The sequence below is a fragment of the Variovorax beijingensis genome, from assembly GCF_003951285.1.
Taxonomy (GTDB): Bacteria; Pseudomonadota; Gammaproteobacteria; order Burkholderiales; family Burkholderiaceae_C; genus Variovorax; species Variovorax beijingensis.
In genome coordinates, this window is the sequence record NZ_RXFQ01000004.1 from 48,324 (window position 1) to 64,108 (window position 15,785).

Genomic DNA, 15,785 nt, shown 5'->3' on the forward strand with positions numbered 1-15,785 from the left:
TGGAGTCCTCCTACACCATCGGCAAAGGCAAGCTGACGCATCCGCCGGCGCAGGCGCGCCACATTCTCGCGAGGAACCGACGGAGGCCGGCCCGTCCGGCGCGACTCAGAGAGGTGACGGATGACGAAGAAGAATGAACCGCTGGCTCGCCTGGACGGCAAGCTCACGATGATCGGCTTCGGCTCCATCGGGCAGGCGCTGCTGCCTTTGCTGTTCCGCCATTTCGGACTCAAGCCAGCCGACGTCAAGATCGTGAAGCCGGGCGAGGACCGCAGCGGCCTGGCGAGGGAACTGGGCGTCGAAGTCATTCCCGTTCGGCTCGAGGAGGGCAACTTCGCCGCCGTGCTGGAGCCGCTGGTGGACAAGGGCGACTTCCTGATCAACCTCTCGGTCGACGTGTCGAGCCTGGCGCTCGTCAAGCTCTGCCGCGAACGCGGCGCGCTCTATCTGGACACCTGCAACGAACCCTGGGGTGGCCGCTACGACGATCCCGGCCTTCCCCCTTCGCGCCGCTCGAACTACAGCCTGCGCGAAGAGGTGCTGGCCTGGCGCCTGGACAAGCGCAGCGGGCCCACGGCAGTGATCACGCAGGGCGCGAACCCGGGACTGGTCTCGGCGCTGCTCAAGCAGGCCTTGCTGAACATCGCGGCCGACACGCATGCCGAGCTCGAAGCCATGCCCGCGAGCTACGAGGACTGGGCGGCGCTCGCGCAGCAGCTGGGCATCAAGGTGGTGCACATCGCCGAGCGCGACACGCAGGTTGCGAAAGCGCGCAAGCAGCGCGGCGAATTCGTCAACACCTGGTCGGTGCGGGGCTTCGTCGACGAGGGCCTGCAGCCCGCCGAGCTGGGCTGGGGAACGCACGAGCGGCACTGGCCGGCCGATGCCGCGCGGCACGGCTTCGGCAGCGATGCGGCCATCTACCTGAAGCGTCCCGGCATCGGCACGCGGGTGCGCAGCTGGACGCCGCTGGAGGGCCCGTACCACGGCTTCCTGGTGACGCATGCCGAATCGATTTCCATCGCCGACCACCTGACGCTGCGCAAGGACGGCCAGGTGGTGTACCGCCCCACGGTGCACTACGCCTACCACCCCTCGGACGATGCCGTGCTCTCGCTGCACGAGATGGCAGGAAAGAACTGGCAGCTGCAGCACCGCCAGAGGATCGTGCGCGACGAGATCGCCGAAGGCATGGACGAACTCGGCGTTCTGCTGATGGGAAACCCCAAGGGTGCCTACTGGTACGGCTCGCGGCTCACCATCGAGCAGGCGCGCGAGCTGGCGCCTGCCAACAGCGCCACCAGCCTGCAGGTGGTGGCCGGCATCCTGGGCGGGATGTCGTGGGCGCTGTGCCATCCCGATGCCGGCCTGGTGGAACCGGACGACCTCGATCACCGCGTGATGCTGGAAGCCGCCATGCCCTATCTCGGAGAAGTGGCGGGCGTGTATGGCGACTGGACGCCGCTGAAGGAACGCAGCCCGCTCTTCGACGAGGAGAAGGACGAGGACGACCCCTGGCAGTTCCTCAACTTCCGGGTGGCCTGATTGCTGCTGCGCAAAGAACTCGGCGTCGTCGAGAACTCCTACTACGAAGCCAGCGTGCAGCGGGCGGCGCGCTTCGAACCCGCGCATCCGCTCGAAGGCATCGCCACCGCCGATGTGTGCGTGGTGGGCGGCGGGCTTGCGGGGCTGTCGGCAGCGCTCGAACTCGCCTCGCGCGGCTACGCGGTGGTGCTGCTCGAGGCGCAGCGCGTGGGCTGGGGCGCCTCGGGCCGCAACGGCGGACAGGTGATCGTGGGTTTCGGCGCCGACGGCGAAGAGACCATCGAAAAGCAGTTATCGCCCGAAGACGCGCGCCGCGCCTGGGACATCTCTGTCGAGGGCCTGGACCTGCTGCAGGAGCGCATCGCGAGCCATGCGATCGACTGCGACTGGCAGGCCGGCTACCTGAACCTGTCGGTCAAGCCTGCGAAGTCGCGCGCACTGCGCGAATGGATGGACCACGTCGGCCGGGTCCACGGCTATCCGCTCCAGTGGCTCGGGCCCGGCGAGGTTGCGCAATGGGTGGACAGCAAGCGCTTCGACGGCGGCACCTTCGATGCGCGCTCGGGCCATCTGCACCCGCTGAAGTATTCGCTGGGCCTGGCGTCCGCGGCGCGCACCGCCGGCGCGCAGTTGCACGAGAACTCGGCGGCGCAGCTGATCGAGCGCGGCGCGCGGCCCGTCGTCAAGACCGCGCAGGGCGAGGTGCGCTGCAGCTTCGTGCTGCTGGCGGGCAACGTCTACCTGGCCGAGTACGGGGACGACGTGGCGCCCGAGGTCTCGTCGCGCATCATGCCCGTGGGCACCTACATGATCGCGACCGAGCCGATGGAGCCGGCGCGCGCCGATGCGCTCATGCACGGCAGGCCGGCCGCGTCGGACACGAACTTCGTGCTCGACTACTTCCGGCTGAGCGCCGACCACCGGCTGCTGTTCGGTTCGGGCGACAGCTACAGCGCGCGGACGCCGCGCAACCTCATCGAGAAGATCCGCAAGAGCATGCTCGCGGTGTTTCCGCAGCTTGCGGACCTGCGCATCGACCACGCGTGGGGCGGCTTCGTCGACATCACGATGAACCAGGCGCCCGACTTCGGGCGCATAGGAGCCAACATCTACTACCTGCAGGGCTTCTCCGGCCACGGCCTGGCGCTCACGGGCATGGCGGGCAGGCTGGCGGCCGAGGCCATCGCGGGCCAGGCGGAACGCTTCGACCTCTTCGCGCGCATCGGGCATCACGCCTTTCCCGGCGGCACCTTGCTGCGCACGCCCGCGCTGGTGCTGGGGATGATGTACTACCGGCTGCGGGACTTCCTCTAGGCAGGGGCGGCGTCCGCCACCAGCGCCCCGATCTCCCGCGCCGGATGCCGGTGCCTGGCGAGCGCCGCGACGAAGGCCTCGATGGTGGATTCGAAATTCTCCGCCACGCCGCGCAGCACGCCCGGGTCGGCGTCGCCCGACGGCAGGGTTTCGGGAATCCTCGCTTCGGCCAGCAGCCTTGCCGAGGCTCCGAGCGCGAGGATGGTCTTGCCGTGCTGGTACTGGTCCTTGATGAACTGCTCGGTATGCGCATCGGCGGAGAGAAGTTCCACGCCTTCGGCGCCATCGGGCAGCACGAGCGCATCGAACAGGAAGCCGGGTTCGTTTTCCATGGAGGCGTCGGCCTCCATCGTCTCGCCTTCGGCCGTGCGGAACGGTCCGATGCGCGGTCCCACCAGGCGGCCGACGGCGCCTTCGGCCAGCAGCGCCGCCTGGATGGCCGCGATCTGCTCGCCCTGCACGCCGTCCGCCACCAGCAGCGCCACCTTGCGCGTGCGCACGGAACCGTCGCCGGGCCGCGCCGTCAGCGACAGTGCATGCGAATGCATGACCTCCGGCTTTGCAGGCTGCGCGAGCGCCCGGGGCAGCGCAGGCGGCACCGGGATACCCAGCCCGTCGGCCACCTGCTGCGCGAGCAGCGGCGACGCATTGACGAGACTCGCCACCATGCGCTCGCGCACGGCAGGCACGGTGCACTTGGAAAGCTCGAAGCGGAACGCCGCTGCGATGTGGGCCTGCTCGGTGGGCGTCTGGCTTTCGAAGAAGAGCGTGGCCTGGGTGTAGTGGTCGGCAAATTTCTCGGGCTTGCCGCGCACCTTGTCCTGCTCCACGCGCTGCGGAAAAGTCATGAAGCCGGCCGAAGCCCCGGCCTGGAACGGACAGCCGCCGCCCAGCGAATTGGGCTCGTAGGCCGCGCGGCCGCGGTGGATGGCCTGGCGGTGCATGCCGTCGCGCTGGTTGTTGTGCACCGGCGCCATCGGCGCGTTGATCGGCAGCTCATGGAAGTTCGGCCCGCCCAGGCGCGTGATCTGCGTGTCGACGTACGAGTGGATGCGCCCGGCCAGCAGCGGGTCGTTGGTGAAGTCGATGCCCGGCACCACGTGCGCGGCGCAGAAGGCCACCTGCTCGGTCTCGGCAAAGAAATTGTCGGGATTGCGGTCGAGCACCAGGCGCCCCACGGGCGTGAGCGGCACCAGCTCCTCGGGCACGATCTTGGTGGCGTCGAGCACGTCGAAGCTGAAGGCCTCGGCCTCTTCCTCGGTGAAGATCTGCAGGCCGAGCTCCCATTCCGGAAACTCGCCGGCCTCGATGGCCTCCCACAGGTCGCGGCGGTGGAAGTCGGGGTCGGCGCCCGAGATCTTCACGGCCTCGTCCCACACCAGTGAATGCGTTCCGAGCACGGGCGACCAGTGGAACTTGCAGAACACCGAATCGCCGGCCTCGTTCACGAGCCGGAAGGTGTGCACGCCAAAGCCCTGCATCATCCGGTAGCTGCGCGGAATGGCGCGATCGGACATCTGCCACATCAGCATGTGGGTCGACTCGGGCATGAGCGAGACGAAGTCCCAGAAGGTGTCGTGCGCACTGGCGGCCTGCGGCATCTGGTGATGCGGCTCGGGCTTCACGGCGTGGACCAGATCGGGAAACTTCATGGCGTCCTGGATGAAGAACACGGGCATGTTGTTGCCCACCAGGTCCCAGTTGCCCTCGTCCGTGTAGAACTTGACGGCGAAGCCGCGCACGTCGCGCGCGGTGTCCTTGGAGCCGCGCTCGCCGGCCACGGTGGAAAAGCGCACGAACACCGGCGTGATCTTCCCGCCTTCGCGCAGCGGCGCCGCCTTGGTGAACTGCGGGATGCCTTCGTAGCACTCGAAGTAGCCGTGGGCGCCCGAACCGCGCGCATGCACGATGCGCTCGGGAATGCGTTCGTGGTCGAAATGGGTGATCTTCTCGCGCAGGATGAAGTCTTCGAGCAGCGCGGGGCCGCGCAGGCCGGCCTTCAGCGAATTCTGGTTGTCCGCGATGGGCACGCCCTGGTTGGTGGTGAGCCGCTGACCGCCCGAATCGACGCGCACCCGGTCCAGCGATTCGATGGTGGCATTCAGGCCCGGCATGGCCATGCCGCCGGCCTTCTGCGAATTGATCTCTTCCGACAAGGTGCTGGCCGTTGCCGCGGACGACAGCGGCTGCACGGCCTGCCCCGCCTGCGGGCGAAGCGCGTTGTCGTGGCCGTGCTCCAGCGGCTTGTTCGCATTGAAGGGCATTGCAGCCGCCAGCGCCTGCGCATGCGCGGCTTTCTGCGAGGGCGGATCGGGCGGCGGGCCGCCCGGCAGATGCGCGGCGCCGCTGTCGGTGTTGCGGGCGGCCGCCGCCGCGCTGGTGGCGGCGCTGCCGGAATCGGGAGGAGGCGTTCTGGAAGGCGACATGAATACTCCGTTCGGTGGGATGAAGGGAAAGCGATGGCGCGAGCCATCGGCCCGATGAAGTTGTCGGGTGCATCGCCGGCAAGGCTGGCGGGATTCAGCGCGCCGCGGGCGCAGACTCGGGCGCGGCGGGCATGGGCGGTTTCTCCTGCCGCCTCAGGTGCGCGCGTGATGCGCGTGGTGCCAGCGCAGGTGGCCGGAACGGCGCGCGAGCAGCAGCCCGGCCGCGGCCAGGCCGACCATCGCAATGGCGGCCGTGTTGCCGGATGCCGCACGGCCCATGTCGAGCGCGATCTCGCCGGTGCGCGGTCCGGCAAGCTGCAGCCGGCGCTTGGTCATCTGCGCACCCAACTCGCCGAGTCTGTCGGCCAGCAGCTTCTCGGCGGCCGGCAGAAGAATGGTCTCTTCGTCGGCCACGTGGTGCATCACGTCGCGCATCAGCGCCGACAGGGTTTCGTCGTAGTCGCGCGCTTCGGGCGCCATGGCGCGGAGCAGGCCGATGAGGCGGCGCATCTCGGAATGCTCCTCGAGCGCCTGGGTGATGCGCTCGTCGCCCTCGCAGACCTTGCGCACTTCGGGATAGAAGATTTCTTCCTCGAGCTGCGCATGGATCTCGAGCGCGGTGCAGATGGTGTTGACCAGCCCTTTCTTCACCCGTGCCGGCGCGCCGGCCTTGTACTGGTGGAAGGTGGAGAGCACGTGCGTGTGGTCCAGGCGAATCATGTTGGTCGCCGTGGGAAAGAGCCGGGAGACGATGCTTGTCATGTGGACCTCCGGGATGGACGCCCCCCGAAGCGCCTGCGGCGCCTCCCCCACTGGGGGGGCGCACCCGGCGGACCGGCAAAGCCGGTTCCACGGGTGCGCTGGGCGGGGCACGTCGCGGGTTGGGTGCGTCGCGGGTTGGGTGCGGTCGGTCAGGCGGCTGCGGTGAGCTCTTCCATGAGCTCTTCCTTGCGCGCGGCGAGCTGCTCGCGCATGGCCACCAGGTCGAGCCCCCTGGCGGCGCGTGCCTTGACGAAGATCTCGTTGCGCTCTTCCTTCACGTGGTGGTCGATGTATTCGCCCAGCACGATGACCTTGGCATCGAACTTGTCGTCCACCTCGCTGGCGGCTTCGATCTGCGCGATCAATTCCTTGGCGCTGGCGTGCTCGACCTCGGCTTCGTCGAGAAGATCGGTTTCGCTGATCGCCTCGCGCATGGCTGGGTAGAAGATCTCTTCCTCGATCTGGGCATGAACCGTCAGCTCGGTACAGATCTGGGTGGCGAGTTCGCGCTTCTTCTGCTGCACGTCGGCAGCGCGCGAGTGGGTCAGTTCCTCGTACGCCTTGAACATCTTCTTGACGTTGCGGTGATCCGAATCGAGAAGGCTGCATGCATCGGGTGCTGCGCGCTTGGTGGAATTGGGCATCGTGGGCTCCGGTCTGGTTGAAGGAAGCTGAACGATGAAAGGGCTGCCGGCGCCGCGGCGTAGGAAAGCTCCCTGAGTGCGCGTAGCAAGGCGCACTACTCGTGCGCGGTGCGGCGCTGGGCCAGCAGGCATCCGGCCGCCAGACCTACGGCAAAGAGACCATAGACAACGGCCAGGGAGCGCTTCGAAAGATGGTGCTCGAAGCCTGGCCTGAGCCGGTGCGGGATGATCGTGTAGTCGACAGCGCAGGCCAGCGCGGTGGCGGCGCCTGCGCTCGCGAGCGCCGCGGGAGCCGACTGCGCGGGATGCCGGCTGGCATGCAGCCAGCCATAGATCAGCGCCCAGAAGATGGCGCTCGCATGGTGCGTGGCGTAGCCCAGCGCGGTGTGCTTCAGCGTGGACCGGCGCACATCGAAGGCCTGGTCGCCCCAGAGCCAGTGGCTGGTGGCGTTGGTCGGCGCCACCATGCTGCCGGCCTCGCGGCGGCCGCACAGCATCAGCGCGGCGGTGGAGGCAATGCTTGCGAGGGTTCCCGCGACGAGGCCGGTCCGCAGCGTCGAGCGTTGTCTTTCGGTCAGAGTGCGGGCGAGGGTTTGCATGGGAAACCTGTCTTTCTATGCGGGACTCGCGGAGACGGGCCGCGTCATGGTGCCGGTCGCCCGGGCGCCCAGCGTCATTTCCGTCATCCAGGAGACGAGGAGTTGTCCATAGGCCTGGCGGTGCGCCTGCTTCGACAGCGCATGGTCGGCACCGGAAATGACCCGGTAGGTCGCGGAGCGCACGCGCTTGAAGGCACCCAGGTAGTTCTCGATGACCGGGTGCGGCACGATCTGGTCGTGCTCCGACTCCACGATCAGCACGTCGCCCGTGAAGGCCTCGCAGGCCGCGAGCGCCCGGTTGTCGCGCGGGCCCACCAGGGTGCGGCGGTAGGCCACGAGGTCGGGCCTGCTCAGCTGGCCCTTGGGCGCGAGCCACTCGCGGTCGCGGTAGAGCGCCGGCGCCCGCAGCGCGAGCCAGCGCACCGGTCGCATGGTGCTGACCAGCGCCGCCAGGTAGCCACCGTAGCTGCTGCCGACGATGGCGATGGCCTGCGGGTCGACGGTCGGGTGGCTGATGAGCGTGTCGTAGGCCGCGAGCACGTCGCGCAGGTTGTCCTCGCGCGTGACCTCCTGGCGCAGCGAGGCGTGGCGCGCATGGCCGCGCAGGTCGAAGGTGAGGCAGACGCAGCCGAGCGCGGCAATCTCGTGCGCGCGCGCGATGTACTGCTCCTGGCTGCCATCCCAGCCATGGACCAGGAGAACGCCGGGCACCATCGTGGAGGCGGCAACCAGCGTTCCGGCAATGTGCTGGCCGTCTACGGATATGTCTATGAAGTTATGTCGTGTCGCTGTCATATGGCTGGAACAATGCGTATTTGGCGAGCGGCCCGATCTGCGAGTCGACGCCGCGGTAGTGCACCGTCGCGTTGGCCGGGATCGCCGCCCTCTCACCATACGCCTCGAAGCACGAGATGCGCACGCGCTCGAGCGCCGGGTCGCGCCAGAAGCATTCGAGCGCGACCATCTCGGCCCCGGTGGCACCGCCCACGCGCCACGACTGCTCGAGTACGCCCGAGCGCCAGGCGCCGTCCGCGCCCAGCCCCTGCGCCACGTCGTAGTTCACGCGGGAGGCAAAGAAACCCGGGTAGCACTCGATCACCGCATGGTGGTAGCGCCGCGCCTGGTCGATGGCCAGGCAAAGCGCCGGCGGCGGGCTGGTCATGGCCAGCAGCGCATCGAAGTTGCCGCGCACGAGCGTCAGGTCGGAGCCGCCGTAGACGTTCTGGCCGGTGTTGTCGCGCGTCATCCGCTGGCGGCCGAAGTAGCTCACGATCATCTGGTCGACGAGCACCTGCCCGACGCTGTAGGTTTCCGGGCTGGCGAGGTTCTCTTCCAGCACCACGCCATGCAGCGCGATCTCGCTCTCGTCCATGGCCGCGAGGCAGCGGTCCAGGGCATCGGCATCGGCGGCCACGGCCTGGCCCCGCCCGCCGGTGGCGCACACCGGCTTGACGCGCACCACGCCGCTTTCCAGCAGGTGGCGCCCGGCCCATCGCGCGTCTTCGATCGAGAACGCGGAAAAGCCGCCGAGCACCGCATGCGACACGGCGGGAGCGAAGGCCGGCTCCCATCCCTCGGGGCAGACGGCCGCCCTGCCCACCAGCGGGTGCGTGATCGCCTTGGTGGCGACGAAGGGGTGCGGAACCACGCCGCCGAACAGGTCGTGCAGCGTCGAGATGCCGAGCGAGCGCGCCAGCTGCGTGCTGGCGATGGTGTCGCTCGGCACGAAGTACAGCGGCGTGCCTTCATGCGCGCGCGAGGCGTCGTATTCGCCCGCGTAACGGAACTGTTTCAGCGCCGCGAGCCGCTGCGCGAAATTGCTGCGCGTGGCCCGTTCGTGATCGCTGCTGTAGGCCAGCGGATCCGCGCTCCAGACCACGACGCTGCCGCCGGTGCTCTTGAGGACCGTGTCCACGAGGGCGACTCCCGAGCTGAAAAGGGTGTCCATGGCATGGGCCCGGGCTTAGCGGTGCGCCTCCAGGCGGATGCCGGAGGAAGCGCCGGTGGCAAGGGCAAAAAGGGCAAGAGGCCGGGTGAAAGCGGATTTGTTCATCGGGAGAACTCCTTGTGAACGGTTGGCTGGTGCATGGGGGTGATCCGTGCATCTCGATGAGGCCGGCTCCTACAGAAGGCCCTCCTGCATGGGCCTAGCTTGTGGCTTCTTTGCAGCAGGCCCAAAGCGGGCGTCGTCCTCGCAGCGATGGTCGGACAGGTTTCGGCTTGGCGAGGCGGGATAACGCGCGTCGTGGTGAAAGAGGCTTCCTACGCGGCCTGCGCCAAACCGCCCTTCTTTCCGCGGGCGCATACTCCGATTCGTCACAACCGAGGACGAACGAACATGCCCGCTCCTTCCAACCCGGAGTCCCGCGCGCTTGCCAAGCTGGCCTGGGAGGCCGCCTGGGAACGGCTGGGCAATGCGCTGCAGCCGCCCCCCGGCTACCCGGCGGCCACGCCGGAGCAATTGGTCGAATGCTTCGATGTCGCACAGGTGCGCCTCGACGAAGTGCGCGCGGCCTACGGCGTGCCGCAAGACCGTTGAACGGCGGCCCCGGCCGGCCCTGACCAGCGCGCGTGGCGGCGACTTTCGACGCCACGCGCGGCTTTCCTACGGCTGCGGCGCTGGCGATTGGGAATGGTGGGCGCCATGGCGCCTCCCCGCTCCCAGCCCCCCGCCCTCGCACCGGCTCCTGCCGCGGGCCATACGGCCCTCTTGATCATCGACATGATCAGTTGCTGGGATTTTCCCGACGCCGAAAAGCTGCTGCCCGGCGCGCATGCCATTGCGGGGCGCATCGCGGCGCTGAAGGCGCGCTGCATGCGCGCCGGGGTGCCCGTCATCTACGTCAATGACAACCGCGGACGGTGGCGCTCGGACTTTCCCAAGCTGGTGGAACTGTCGCTGGCCTCGGGAGGCGCCGGTGCCGAGATCACTTCGGCGCTGCTGCCGCAGGAAACGGACTACTTCGTGCTCAAGCCCAAGCAGTCCGCTTTCTTCGCAACGCCGCTCGAGCTGCTGCTCGCGTACCTGAAGGCCACGCGGCTGATCGTGACCGGCGTGGCCAGCGACCAGTGCATCTGGGCCACCGTGGCCGATGCGGGCATGCGCGACCTGCAGGCCGTTGTTCCGCGCGATTGCGTCGCCTCGCAGACGAGCGCACGCGACGAACGCTTCCTGCGCCAGGCACAAGAGGCGCTGCGCGTCTCCACCACGCCCGGGCCGCGCATCCGCCTGCCCCGGAAGCGCTATGCATCCTGAGGACCACCATCCATGTATGCCCACATCCAGCTCGGCGTGCAGGACCTTCCCCGCATGGCCGCGTTCTACGACGAGGTGCTGCGCCACTTCGGCATGGTGCGCTTCACCGATCTCGCGCGCGTCGGGCCGGCGGGCGTGCTGTGGCGGCACCCGGGTGCGCGCTGGCCGCAGTTCGTGATCAATCGTCCGCTCAATGGCGCCCCGCCCGGCACCGCCAACGGCTCGCAGGTGAGCTTTCTGGCCACCTCGCGGGAGGCCGTCGATGCCGCATGGAAAAGCGCCATGGCTCATGGAGCCATGGATGTCGGCGCGCCGGGCCTGCGGCCGCGCTACGCTGAAGACTTCTACGCCGCCTACTGCCTGGACCCCGAAGGACACAAGCTGTGCTTCGTACACACGCCGTAGGTAGACGAACCGAACCCGCACCGCGCCGGACCTACGAGGAGCCGCCGCCGGCGGGACCGCTTGCCGCGGACTGCCCCGAGCGGTCGGGCTCGGCCGGCTGGGAAATGATGTTGAGCGTGTCGCCGGCCTTGCCGATGTCGCCCTTCGCGGCGGTGTCGCCCAGCGACAGCATGCCCACCAGCCTGCGGCCGCGGTCCACCACCGGCATGCGCCGCACCTGGTAGCCGGCCATCTCGTCCATCACGGTTTCGACGTTGTCGTTCTCGCTGCACCACTTGACGTCCTTCGACATCACCTCGGAGAGCGCGGTGTCCAGCGGGCGCGTCTGCGCGACCACGCGAAGCACGATGTCGCGGTCGGTCACCATGCCCAGCAGCCGCTGGCCGTCGCACACGGGAATGGCGCCGATGTCCAGCTCGTCCATGGCCTGGGCGGCCAGCGCCACCGTGTCGGACGGCGACAAGGTCCGCACGCCGCGGGTCATCAGTTCTGATACGCGTGTCATTGCATGCTTTCCTCGGGTGGATCAACCGCTGCGCCGCTCGGCGTTGCGCTTGCGGGTGGCCGCAGCCTTCTTCGCCGATGCCGAGCGTTCGGCGGCCGTGCGGGACGCCGCCGCGGCGCCGCCCTTGTGGCCGCCGGTGCGCGAGGGCGCGTGGTTCTCCGCCTTGCCGCGGCCGCTGCCGCTCTTCTTGCCGCCGCCGGTCTCGGCATTGACGGTGGCCCAGGCGCGCCTTTCGGCTTCGCCTTTGCCCACGCCGCGATGCTCGTAGCCTTCCTCGATGTGCTCGGCCTTGCGTTTCTGCTTGTCCGTGTAGGACGACTTGTCACCTCTTGGCATTGCTTTCTCCTGAAGGGTGAAGGAGCGTTCCATGCTGCGCGCCCGGTCCTCATTGCGGGTCGGAGGACACAGGCCGTGTGCGTGGGAGCAGTCTGGCGAGGGCCATTGTGGGATTGCGCCGACGGTGCCTGAGGCCGATTGCACGACACCCGCAGGCGCGGCCTGCACGGAACATGGCGCTGCAGGTGGCCGCCCTCGCCGCCGAAGGGCGCCACATATGAACCTGTCCGACTTGTTCTCCCCCGACCAGCCGCTGCTGGAGATGGTGATCCGCGGCAGCGCGATCTACTGGTTCCTCCTGGTGATCTTCCGCTTCGTCCTGCGGCGCGACATCGGCTCGATGAGCATGGCCGACCTGCTGTTCATCGTGCTCGTGGCCGACGCGTCGAGCAGCGCGATGCAGGGCGAATACAAATCCATTACCAATGGCGTGGCCCTGCTGGGCACGCTGATCGCCTGGAACTACCTGCTCGACGTGCTTGCCTATCGCTACGAAATCGTGGCCCGGCTTCTGGAGCCCCCGCCCGAGCCGCTGGTGCGGCACGGCAAGCTGGTCGCGCGAACGCTCAGGAAAGAGCGCATCACCGTCGACGAACTGATGGGAAAGCTGCGCGAGGAAGGCGTTGACGATCTCGGCATGGTCCGCGTCGCCCGGCTCGAGAGCGACGGCAAGGTCAGCGTCATCCGCAACGAATGAATGAATGATTGATTGAACAACCGCCGGCGCATCCGTGCCCGGCAATGGAATTGGAGCCCCGATGAAAAAGACAGTCAGCGATTTCATGGTCCAGCGCCTGCACGACTGGGGCGTGCGGCGCGTCTATGGCTACCCCGGTGACGGCATCAACGGCCTCATGGGCGCACTCGACCGAGCGGACGGCGCCATCGAGTTCATACAAAGCCGCCATGAGGAGCTGGCCGCCTTCATGGCTTGCGCGCATGCCAAGTTCTCGGGCGAGGTGGGCGTCTGCCTGGCCACCTCGGGACCGGGCGCGATCCATCTGCTGAACGGCCTGTACGACGCGAAGCTCGACCGCCAGCCGGTGGTCGCCATCGTCGGCCAGCAGCAGCGCAGCGCGCTCGGCGGCGACTACCAGCAGGAGGTGGATCTGGTCTCGCTGTTCAAGGACGTGGCGCACGAGTTCGTGCAGATGGCCACCAGCGCGCAGCAGGTTCGCCACCTGATCGACCGCGCGATGCGCATCGCGCGCGACCGCCGTGCCGTCACCTGCGTGATCGTCCCCAACGACGTGCAGGAGCTGCCGGCGGTGCCGGTGCCGCCGCGCAGGCACGGCACCGTGCACAGCGGCATCGGCAGCACGGCCAGTGCCACGGTGCCGAATGCCGCGGCGCTGGGGCAGGCAGCGGACATCATCAACGCCGGCAGCAAGGTGGCCATCCTGGCGGGCGCGGGCGCCCTGCATGCCACCGACGAGCTGATCCACACGGCCGAGCGGCTCGGGGCCGGCATCGCCAAGGCCCTGCTCGGCAAGGCGGCGGTGCCCGACGATCTTCCCTTCGTGACCGGCGCCATCGGCGTGCTCGGCACGCGGCCCAGCTCGCGCATGATGGAGGACTGCGACACCCTGCTGATGGTGGGCTCGTCGTTCCCGTACGCCGAATTCCTGCCGCCCGAGGGGCAGGCCCGCTGCGTCCAGATCGACACCGACCCCCGTGCCATCGGGCTGCGCTACCCGACGGAGCTGGGCCTGGTCGGCGACAGCCGCGCCACGCTCGCCGCGCTGCTGCCGCTGCTCGACCACAAGGAACACGGTGCCTGGCGCCAAGGCATCGAGGCCGACGTGGCACGCTGGTGGCGGGTGCTCGAGGCACGCGCCCACGTGGAGGCCTCGCCGGTCAATCCGCAGCGCGTGTTCTGGGAGCTGTCGCCGCGCCTGCCTGAGGAAACGGTGCTCACCTGCGACAGCGGCACCGCCGCCAACTGGTACGCACGCGACGTCAAGCTGCGCCGCGGCATGAAGGCCAGCCTCTCCGGCGGCCTGGCCACCATGGGCCCGGCCCTTCCTTATGCCATTGCGGCCAAGCTGGTGCATCCCGACCGGCCCGTGGTCGCGATGCTGGGCGACGGCGCCATGCAGATGAACGGCCTGAACGCGCTCATCACGCTGGCGCGCATGTGGCGCGACTGGGCCGATCCGCGCCTCGTGGTCATGGTGCTCAACAACCGCGACCTCAACCTCGTGAGCTGGGAGCAGCGCGTGCTCGGCGGAGATCCGGAGTTCAATGCCTCGCAGGAGCTGCCCGACTTTCCCTATGCGCGCTTCGCGGAAATGCTCGGCCTTGCGGCCCTGCGCGTCGATGCGCCCGAAGCCATCGGCCCGGCATGGGACGCCGCCTTTGCGGCCGACCGCCCGATGCTGCTGGAAATGGTCACCGATTCCGCCGTGCCACCGCTGCCGCCCGACGTTTCGCTCGCCCAGGCCAAGGCCTACCTGCGGGCCCTGTGGCAGGGCGACCCCGAAGCCATGCGGACCATCAAGGCCACCATGCGCGAATACTGGGCCAGCGCGACGGCGTGACCATGAGCCTGGTCTCTCCTACTCACTACTGCCCGGTCCTGATGCCCGCCCGGGCCTTCGATTCTTCCTCGCTCGCGCGCGACAGGCATGCGGCCTTGTCGCCGCCCTGCCGCTCGTTGCACTTCTCCCTGGCAACCTCGTAGTTCACCGCCACCCGCATTTCGGCGAGCCTGCGGGCATTGGCGTCGCTGGGGCTGCGCTGCTGGTCGAGCTCGGCCAGGGCAATCTTCTGGCGGCCCTGCGCTTCCTTGATGCAGACCGCCCTGGCGGGCTCGACCTGTTTCTCGCACTGTTCCAGCGCGGCCTTCAGGTTGGCGCCGATCCGTTCCCGTGCAGCGCCGTATTCGACGATGGCCGGATCGATCTCGGCCGGATGCGGCGGCGAAGTCTGCGCACCGGCTGGAATAAGCGCAGCCGCCCACAGCAGTGCGGCGGCGAACAATGCGTGAGGCTTTTGCATGGCGATCTCCTGTCAGTCGCTCTTGCGCCAGTGTGGAGGCCGCACCGGCCGCGCCGGTAGGACGTGCGCCCAAGCCGGCCGGGGGCTCCGCCGACGCCCCGCCGCCGCATGTCCACCGCCCGTGGGAAGCGTCAGCATGTGCTTACGACCGCTTCGCAAGGCGTCCTACCGTTGCGTCACTTCCGACTTCTATATTGACCTCAGGCGCCGGATCCTCCCCCTGAAAGAAAAACCACCGGCGTCAAGGAGTTCAACCATGAAGAAACTGCTATTGATGTGCGCCGCAGCCTCCTGCATGGCAGTGGTCCAGGTGCATGCGCAAGTGAACACACCTCCCGCGGCGGCCACCGATCCGGCCATGGCCGAATACAAGGCCGCGCGCGACAAGATCTCGGCCGACTACAAGGCCGACAAGGCAGCTTGCGATGCCATGAAGGACAACGCCAAGGACGTCTGCATGGAAGAAGCCAAGGGCAAGGAAAAGATTGCCAAGGCCGAACTCGAGCAGAAGCACAAGCCCAGCGACGGCAATGCCCGCAAGCTTGCAGAGGCCAAGGTGGAAGTTGCCTACAGCATTGCCAAGGAAAAGTGCGACGACCAGAAGGGCGATGCCAAGAACGCCTGTGTGAAGGAAGCCAAGGCCGAAGAAGCCAAGGGCAAGGCCGACATCAAGGCGATGAAGAAGTAATGGCGGACAACCCCGGCACCAGGCACCAGGAAACGGTGAATTCCTTGCAGACGCTCGCCATTTCCGAAGCCCTGCGCGCCCAACTGTCGGCCGACAACCTCCTGGCCATCAATTCGCATGGCCAGGAGGTTCTTCATGGCCTCGACTTCGCCGAGTCGCAGCTTCTCGTGGACTGCAGCGAGCGGCCTCCCACAGACGCCTCCATGCAGGAGCAGTGCGCCAGGCTCGTCATCAAGCACGAGCGGGCCCGGCTGCGCATCGCCACGGTCGACGACGAACGCAGCGTGGCCAAATTCTAGAAATGT

At 68.1% G+C, this 15,785-nt stretch carries 18 protein-coding genes; 9 read left to right on the plus strand and 9 right to left on the minus strand.

Annotation, left to right across the window (positions count from 1 at the left end; all coding sequences use genetic code 11):
- Positions 1-120 precede the first annotated feature (120 nt).
- On the plus strand, positions 121-1,545 hold the full coding sequence (locus tag EJO66_RS07635; protein ID WP_125964877.1) for a homospermidine synthase: 1,425 nt from the start codon (positions 121-123) through the stop codon (positions 1,543-1,545).
- Complete coding sequence (locus EJO66_RS07640) at positions 1,546-2,859, plus strand: NAD(P)/FAD-dependent oxidoreductase (protein WP_125964878.1); 1,314 nt, start codon at positions 1,546-1,548, stop codon at positions 2,857-2,859.
- Here the strand turns inward: EJO66_RS07640 and EJO66_RS07645 are convergent.
- The 6 genes from EJO66_RS07645 to EJO66_RS07670 all read right to left on the minus strand — a co-directional run bounded on the left by EJO66_RS07645 (position 2,856) and on the right by EJO66_RS07670 (position 9,205).
- Positions 2,856-5,285 (minus strand): catalase, encoded by a 2,430-nt coding sequence (locus tag EJO66_RS07645; RefSeq protein WP_125964879.1) that lies wholly within the window; start codon positions 5,283-5,285, stop codon positions 2,856-2,858. The two genes, EJO66_RS07640 and EJO66_RS07645, sit on opposite strands and share 4 nt — an antisense overlap.
- Positions 5,286-5,438: 153 nt before the next feature.
- Positions 5,439-6,047 carry a hemerythrin domain-containing protein gene (locus EJO66_RS07650; RefSeq protein ID WP_125964880.1) on the minus strand — a complete coding sequence of 203 codons (609 nt, stop codon included), beginning with the start codon at positions 6,045-6,047 and terminating at the stop codon, positions 5,439-5,441.
- A gap of 149 nt (positions 6,048-6,196) precedes the next feature.
- A complete protein-coding gene (locus EJO66_RS07655; protein ID WP_125964881.1) occupies positions 6,197-6,691 on the minus strand; it encodes a hemerythrin domain-containing protein in 495 nt (164 codons plus the stop codon).
- A 95-nt stretch (positions 6,692-6,786) separates the two neighbouring features.
- Positions 6,787-7,290: a hypothetical protein gene (locus tag EJO66_RS07660; protein ID WP_125964882.1), complete on the minus strand. Its 504-nt coding sequence runs from the start codon at positions 7,288-7,290 to the stop codon at positions 6,787-6,789.
- Positions 7,291-7,305: 15 nt separating this feature from the next.
- Positions 7,306-8,085, minus strand: coding sequence for an alpha/beta hydrolase family protein (locus EJO66_RS07665; RefSeq protein ID WP_012747137.1), 780 nt, complete (start codon positions 8,083-8,085; stop codon positions 7,306-7,308).
- Positions 8,066-9,205, minus strand: a complete 1,140-nt coding sequence (locus EJO66_RS07670) for a DUF3182 family protein (RefSeq protein ID WP_240648532.1) — start codon at positions 9,203-9,205, stop codon at positions 8,066-8,068. Before EJO66_RS07670 ends, EJO66_RS07665 begins: the two co-directional genes overlap by 20 nt.
- A gap of 423 nt (positions 9,206-9,628) precedes the next feature.
- On the opposite strand from EJO66_RS07670, the gene EJO66_RS07675 reads away from it, so the two are divergent.
- The 3 genes from EJO66_RS07675 to EJO66_RS07685 all read left to right on the plus strand — a co-directional run bounded on the left by EJO66_RS07675 (position 9,629) and on the right by EJO66_RS07685 (position 10,951).
- A complete protein-coding gene (locus EJO66_RS07675) occupies positions 9,629-9,829 on the plus strand; it encodes a hypothetical protein (RefSeq protein WP_125964884.1) in 201 nt (66 codons plus the stop codon).
- 105 nt (positions 9,830-9,934) lie between these two features.
- Entirely contained in the window at positions 9,935-10,546 is a 612-nt protein-coding gene (locus EJO66_RS07680; protein ID WP_125964885.1) for a cysteine hydrolase family protein, read from the plus strand.
- A gap of 12 nt (positions 10,547-10,558) precedes the next feature.
- Positions 10,559-10,951, plus strand: coding sequence for a VOC family protein (locus EJO66_RS07685; RefSeq protein ID WP_124959454.1), 393 nt, complete (start codon positions 10,559-10,561; stop codon positions 10,949-10,951).
- A 31-nt stretch (positions 10,952-10,982) separates the two neighbouring features.
- On the opposite strand, the gene EJO66_RS07690 is transcribed toward EJO66_RS07685, so the two are convergent.
- Together EJO66_RS07690 and EJO66_RS07695 are read right to left on the minus strand one after the other, a co-directional pair.
- Positions 10,983-11,456, minus strand: a complete 474-nt coding sequence (locus EJO66_RS07690; RefSeq protein WP_018902879.1) for a CBS domain-containing protein — start codon at positions 11,454-11,456, stop codon at positions 10,983-10,985.
- A 21-nt stretch (positions 11,457-11,477) separates the two neighbouring features.
- Positions 11,478-11,792, minus strand: coding sequence for a hypothetical protein (locus EJO66_RS07695; protein WP_012747132.1), 315 nt, complete (start codon positions 11,790-11,792; stop codon positions 11,478-11,480).
- 217 nt (positions 11,793-12,009) lie between these two features.
- Here EJO66_RS07695 and EJO66_RS07700 point away from each other — a divergent pair, with 217 nt between their 5' ends.
- Positions 12,010-12,489 (plus strand): DUF421 domain-containing protein, encoded by a 480-nt coding sequence (locus EJO66_RS07700; protein ID WP_125964886.1) that lies wholly within the window; start codon positions 12,010-12,012, stop codon positions 12,487-12,489.
- Positions 12,490-12,550: 61 nt separating this feature from the next.
- Positions 12,551-14,332, plus strand: a complete 1,782-nt coding sequence (locus tag EJO66_RS07705) for a thiamine pyrophosphate-requiring protein (protein ID WP_125964887.1) — start codon at positions 12,551-12,553, stop codon at positions 14,330-14,332.
- A 25-nt stretch (positions 14,333-14,357) separates the two neighbouring features.
- Here EJO66_RS07705 and EJO66_RS07710 read toward each other — a convergent pair whose 3' ends face one another.
- Positions 14,358-14,792 carry a hypothetical protein gene (locus EJO66_RS07710; protein WP_125964888.1) on the minus strand — a complete coding sequence of 145 codons (435 nt, stop codon included), beginning with the start codon at positions 14,790-14,792 and terminating at the stop codon, positions 14,358-14,360.
- Positions 14,793-15,048: 256 nt separating this feature from the next.
- On the opposite strand from EJO66_RS07710, the gene EJO66_RS07715 reads away from it, so the two are divergent.
- Both EJO66_RS07715 and EJO66_RS07720 read left to right on the plus strand, forming a co-directional pair.
- Complete coding sequence (locus tag EJO66_RS07715) at positions 15,049-15,480, plus strand: hypothetical protein (protein WP_124959446.1); 432 nt, start codon at positions 15,049-15,051, stop codon at positions 15,478-15,480.
- Positions 15,480-15,779: a hypothetical protein gene (locus EJO66_RS07720; protein WP_240648534.1), complete on the plus strand. Its 300-nt coding sequence runs from the start codon at positions 15,480-15,482 to the stop codon at positions 15,777-15,779. The genes EJO66_RS07715 and EJO66_RS07720 overlap by 1 nt, the downstream gene beginning before the upstream one ends.
- Positions 15,780-15,785 lie beyond the last annotated feature (6 nt).

Bases quoted from the DNA above. Each gene is read 5' to 3' on its own strand.
- EJO66_RS07635 (WP_125964877.1), top strand. From the start codon at position 121: ATGACGAAGAAGAATGAACCGCTGGCTCGCCTGGACGGCAAGCTCACG.
- EJO66_RS07645 (WP_125964879.1), bottom strand. From the start codon at position 5,285: ATGTCGCCTTCCAGAACGCCTCCTCCCGATTCCGGCAGCGCCGCCACC.
- EJO66_RS07650 (WP_125964880.1), bottom strand. From the start codon at position 6,047: ATGACAAGCATCGTCTCCCGGCTCTTTCCCACGGCGACCAACATGATT.
- EJO66_RS07655 (WP_125964881.1), bottom strand. From the start codon at position 6,691: ATGCCCAATTCCACCAAGCGCGCAGCACCCGATGCATGCAGCCTTCTC.
- EJO66_RS07660 (WP_125964882.1), bottom strand. From the start codon at position 7,290: ATGCAAACCCTCGCCCGCACTCTGACCGAAAGACAACGCTCGACGCTG.
- EJO66_RS07665 (WP_012747137.1), bottom strand. From the start codon at position 8,085: ATGACAGCGACACGACATAACTTCATAGACATATCCGTAGACGGCCAG.
- EJO66_RS07675 (WP_125964884.1), top strand. From the start codon at position 9,629: ATGCCCGCTCCTTCCAACCCGGAGTCCCGCGCGCTTGCCAAGCTGGCC.
- EJO66_RS07680 (WP_125964885.1), top strand. From the start codon at position 9,935: ATGGCGCCTCCCCGCTCCCAGCCCCCCGCCCTCGCACCGGCTCCTGCC.
- EJO66_RS07685 (WP_124959454.1), top strand. From the start codon at position 10,559: ATGTATGCCCACATCCAGCTCGGCGTGCAGGACCTTCCCCGCATGGCC.
- EJO66_RS07690 (WP_018902879.1), bottom strand. From the start codon at position 11,456: ATGACACGCGTATCAGAACTGATGACCCGCGGCGTGCGGACCTTGTCG.
- EJO66_RS07695 (WP_012747132.1), bottom strand. From the start codon at position 11,792: ATGCCAAGAGGTGACAAGTCGTCCTACACGGACAAGCAGAAACGCAAG.
- EJO66_RS07700 (WP_125964886.1), top strand. From the start codon at position 12,010: ATGAACCTGTCCGACTTGTTCTCCCCCGACCAGCCGCTGCTGGAGATG.
- EJO66_RS07705 (WP_125964887.1), top strand. From the start codon at position 12,551: ATGAAAAAGACAGTCAGCGATTTCATGGTCCAGCGCCTGCACGACTGG.
- EJO66_RS07710 (WP_125964888.1), bottom strand. From the start codon at position 14,792: ATGCAAAAGCCTCACGCATTGTTCGCCGCCGCACTGCTGTGGGCGGCT.
- EJO66_RS07715 (WP_124959446.1), top strand. From the start codon at position 15,049: ATGAAGAAACTGCTATTGATGTGCGCCGCAGCCTCCTGCATGGCAGTG.
- EJO66_RS07720 (WP_240648534.1), top strand. From the start codon at position 15,480: ATGGCGGACAACCCCGGCACCAGGCACCAGGAAACGGTGAATTCCTTG.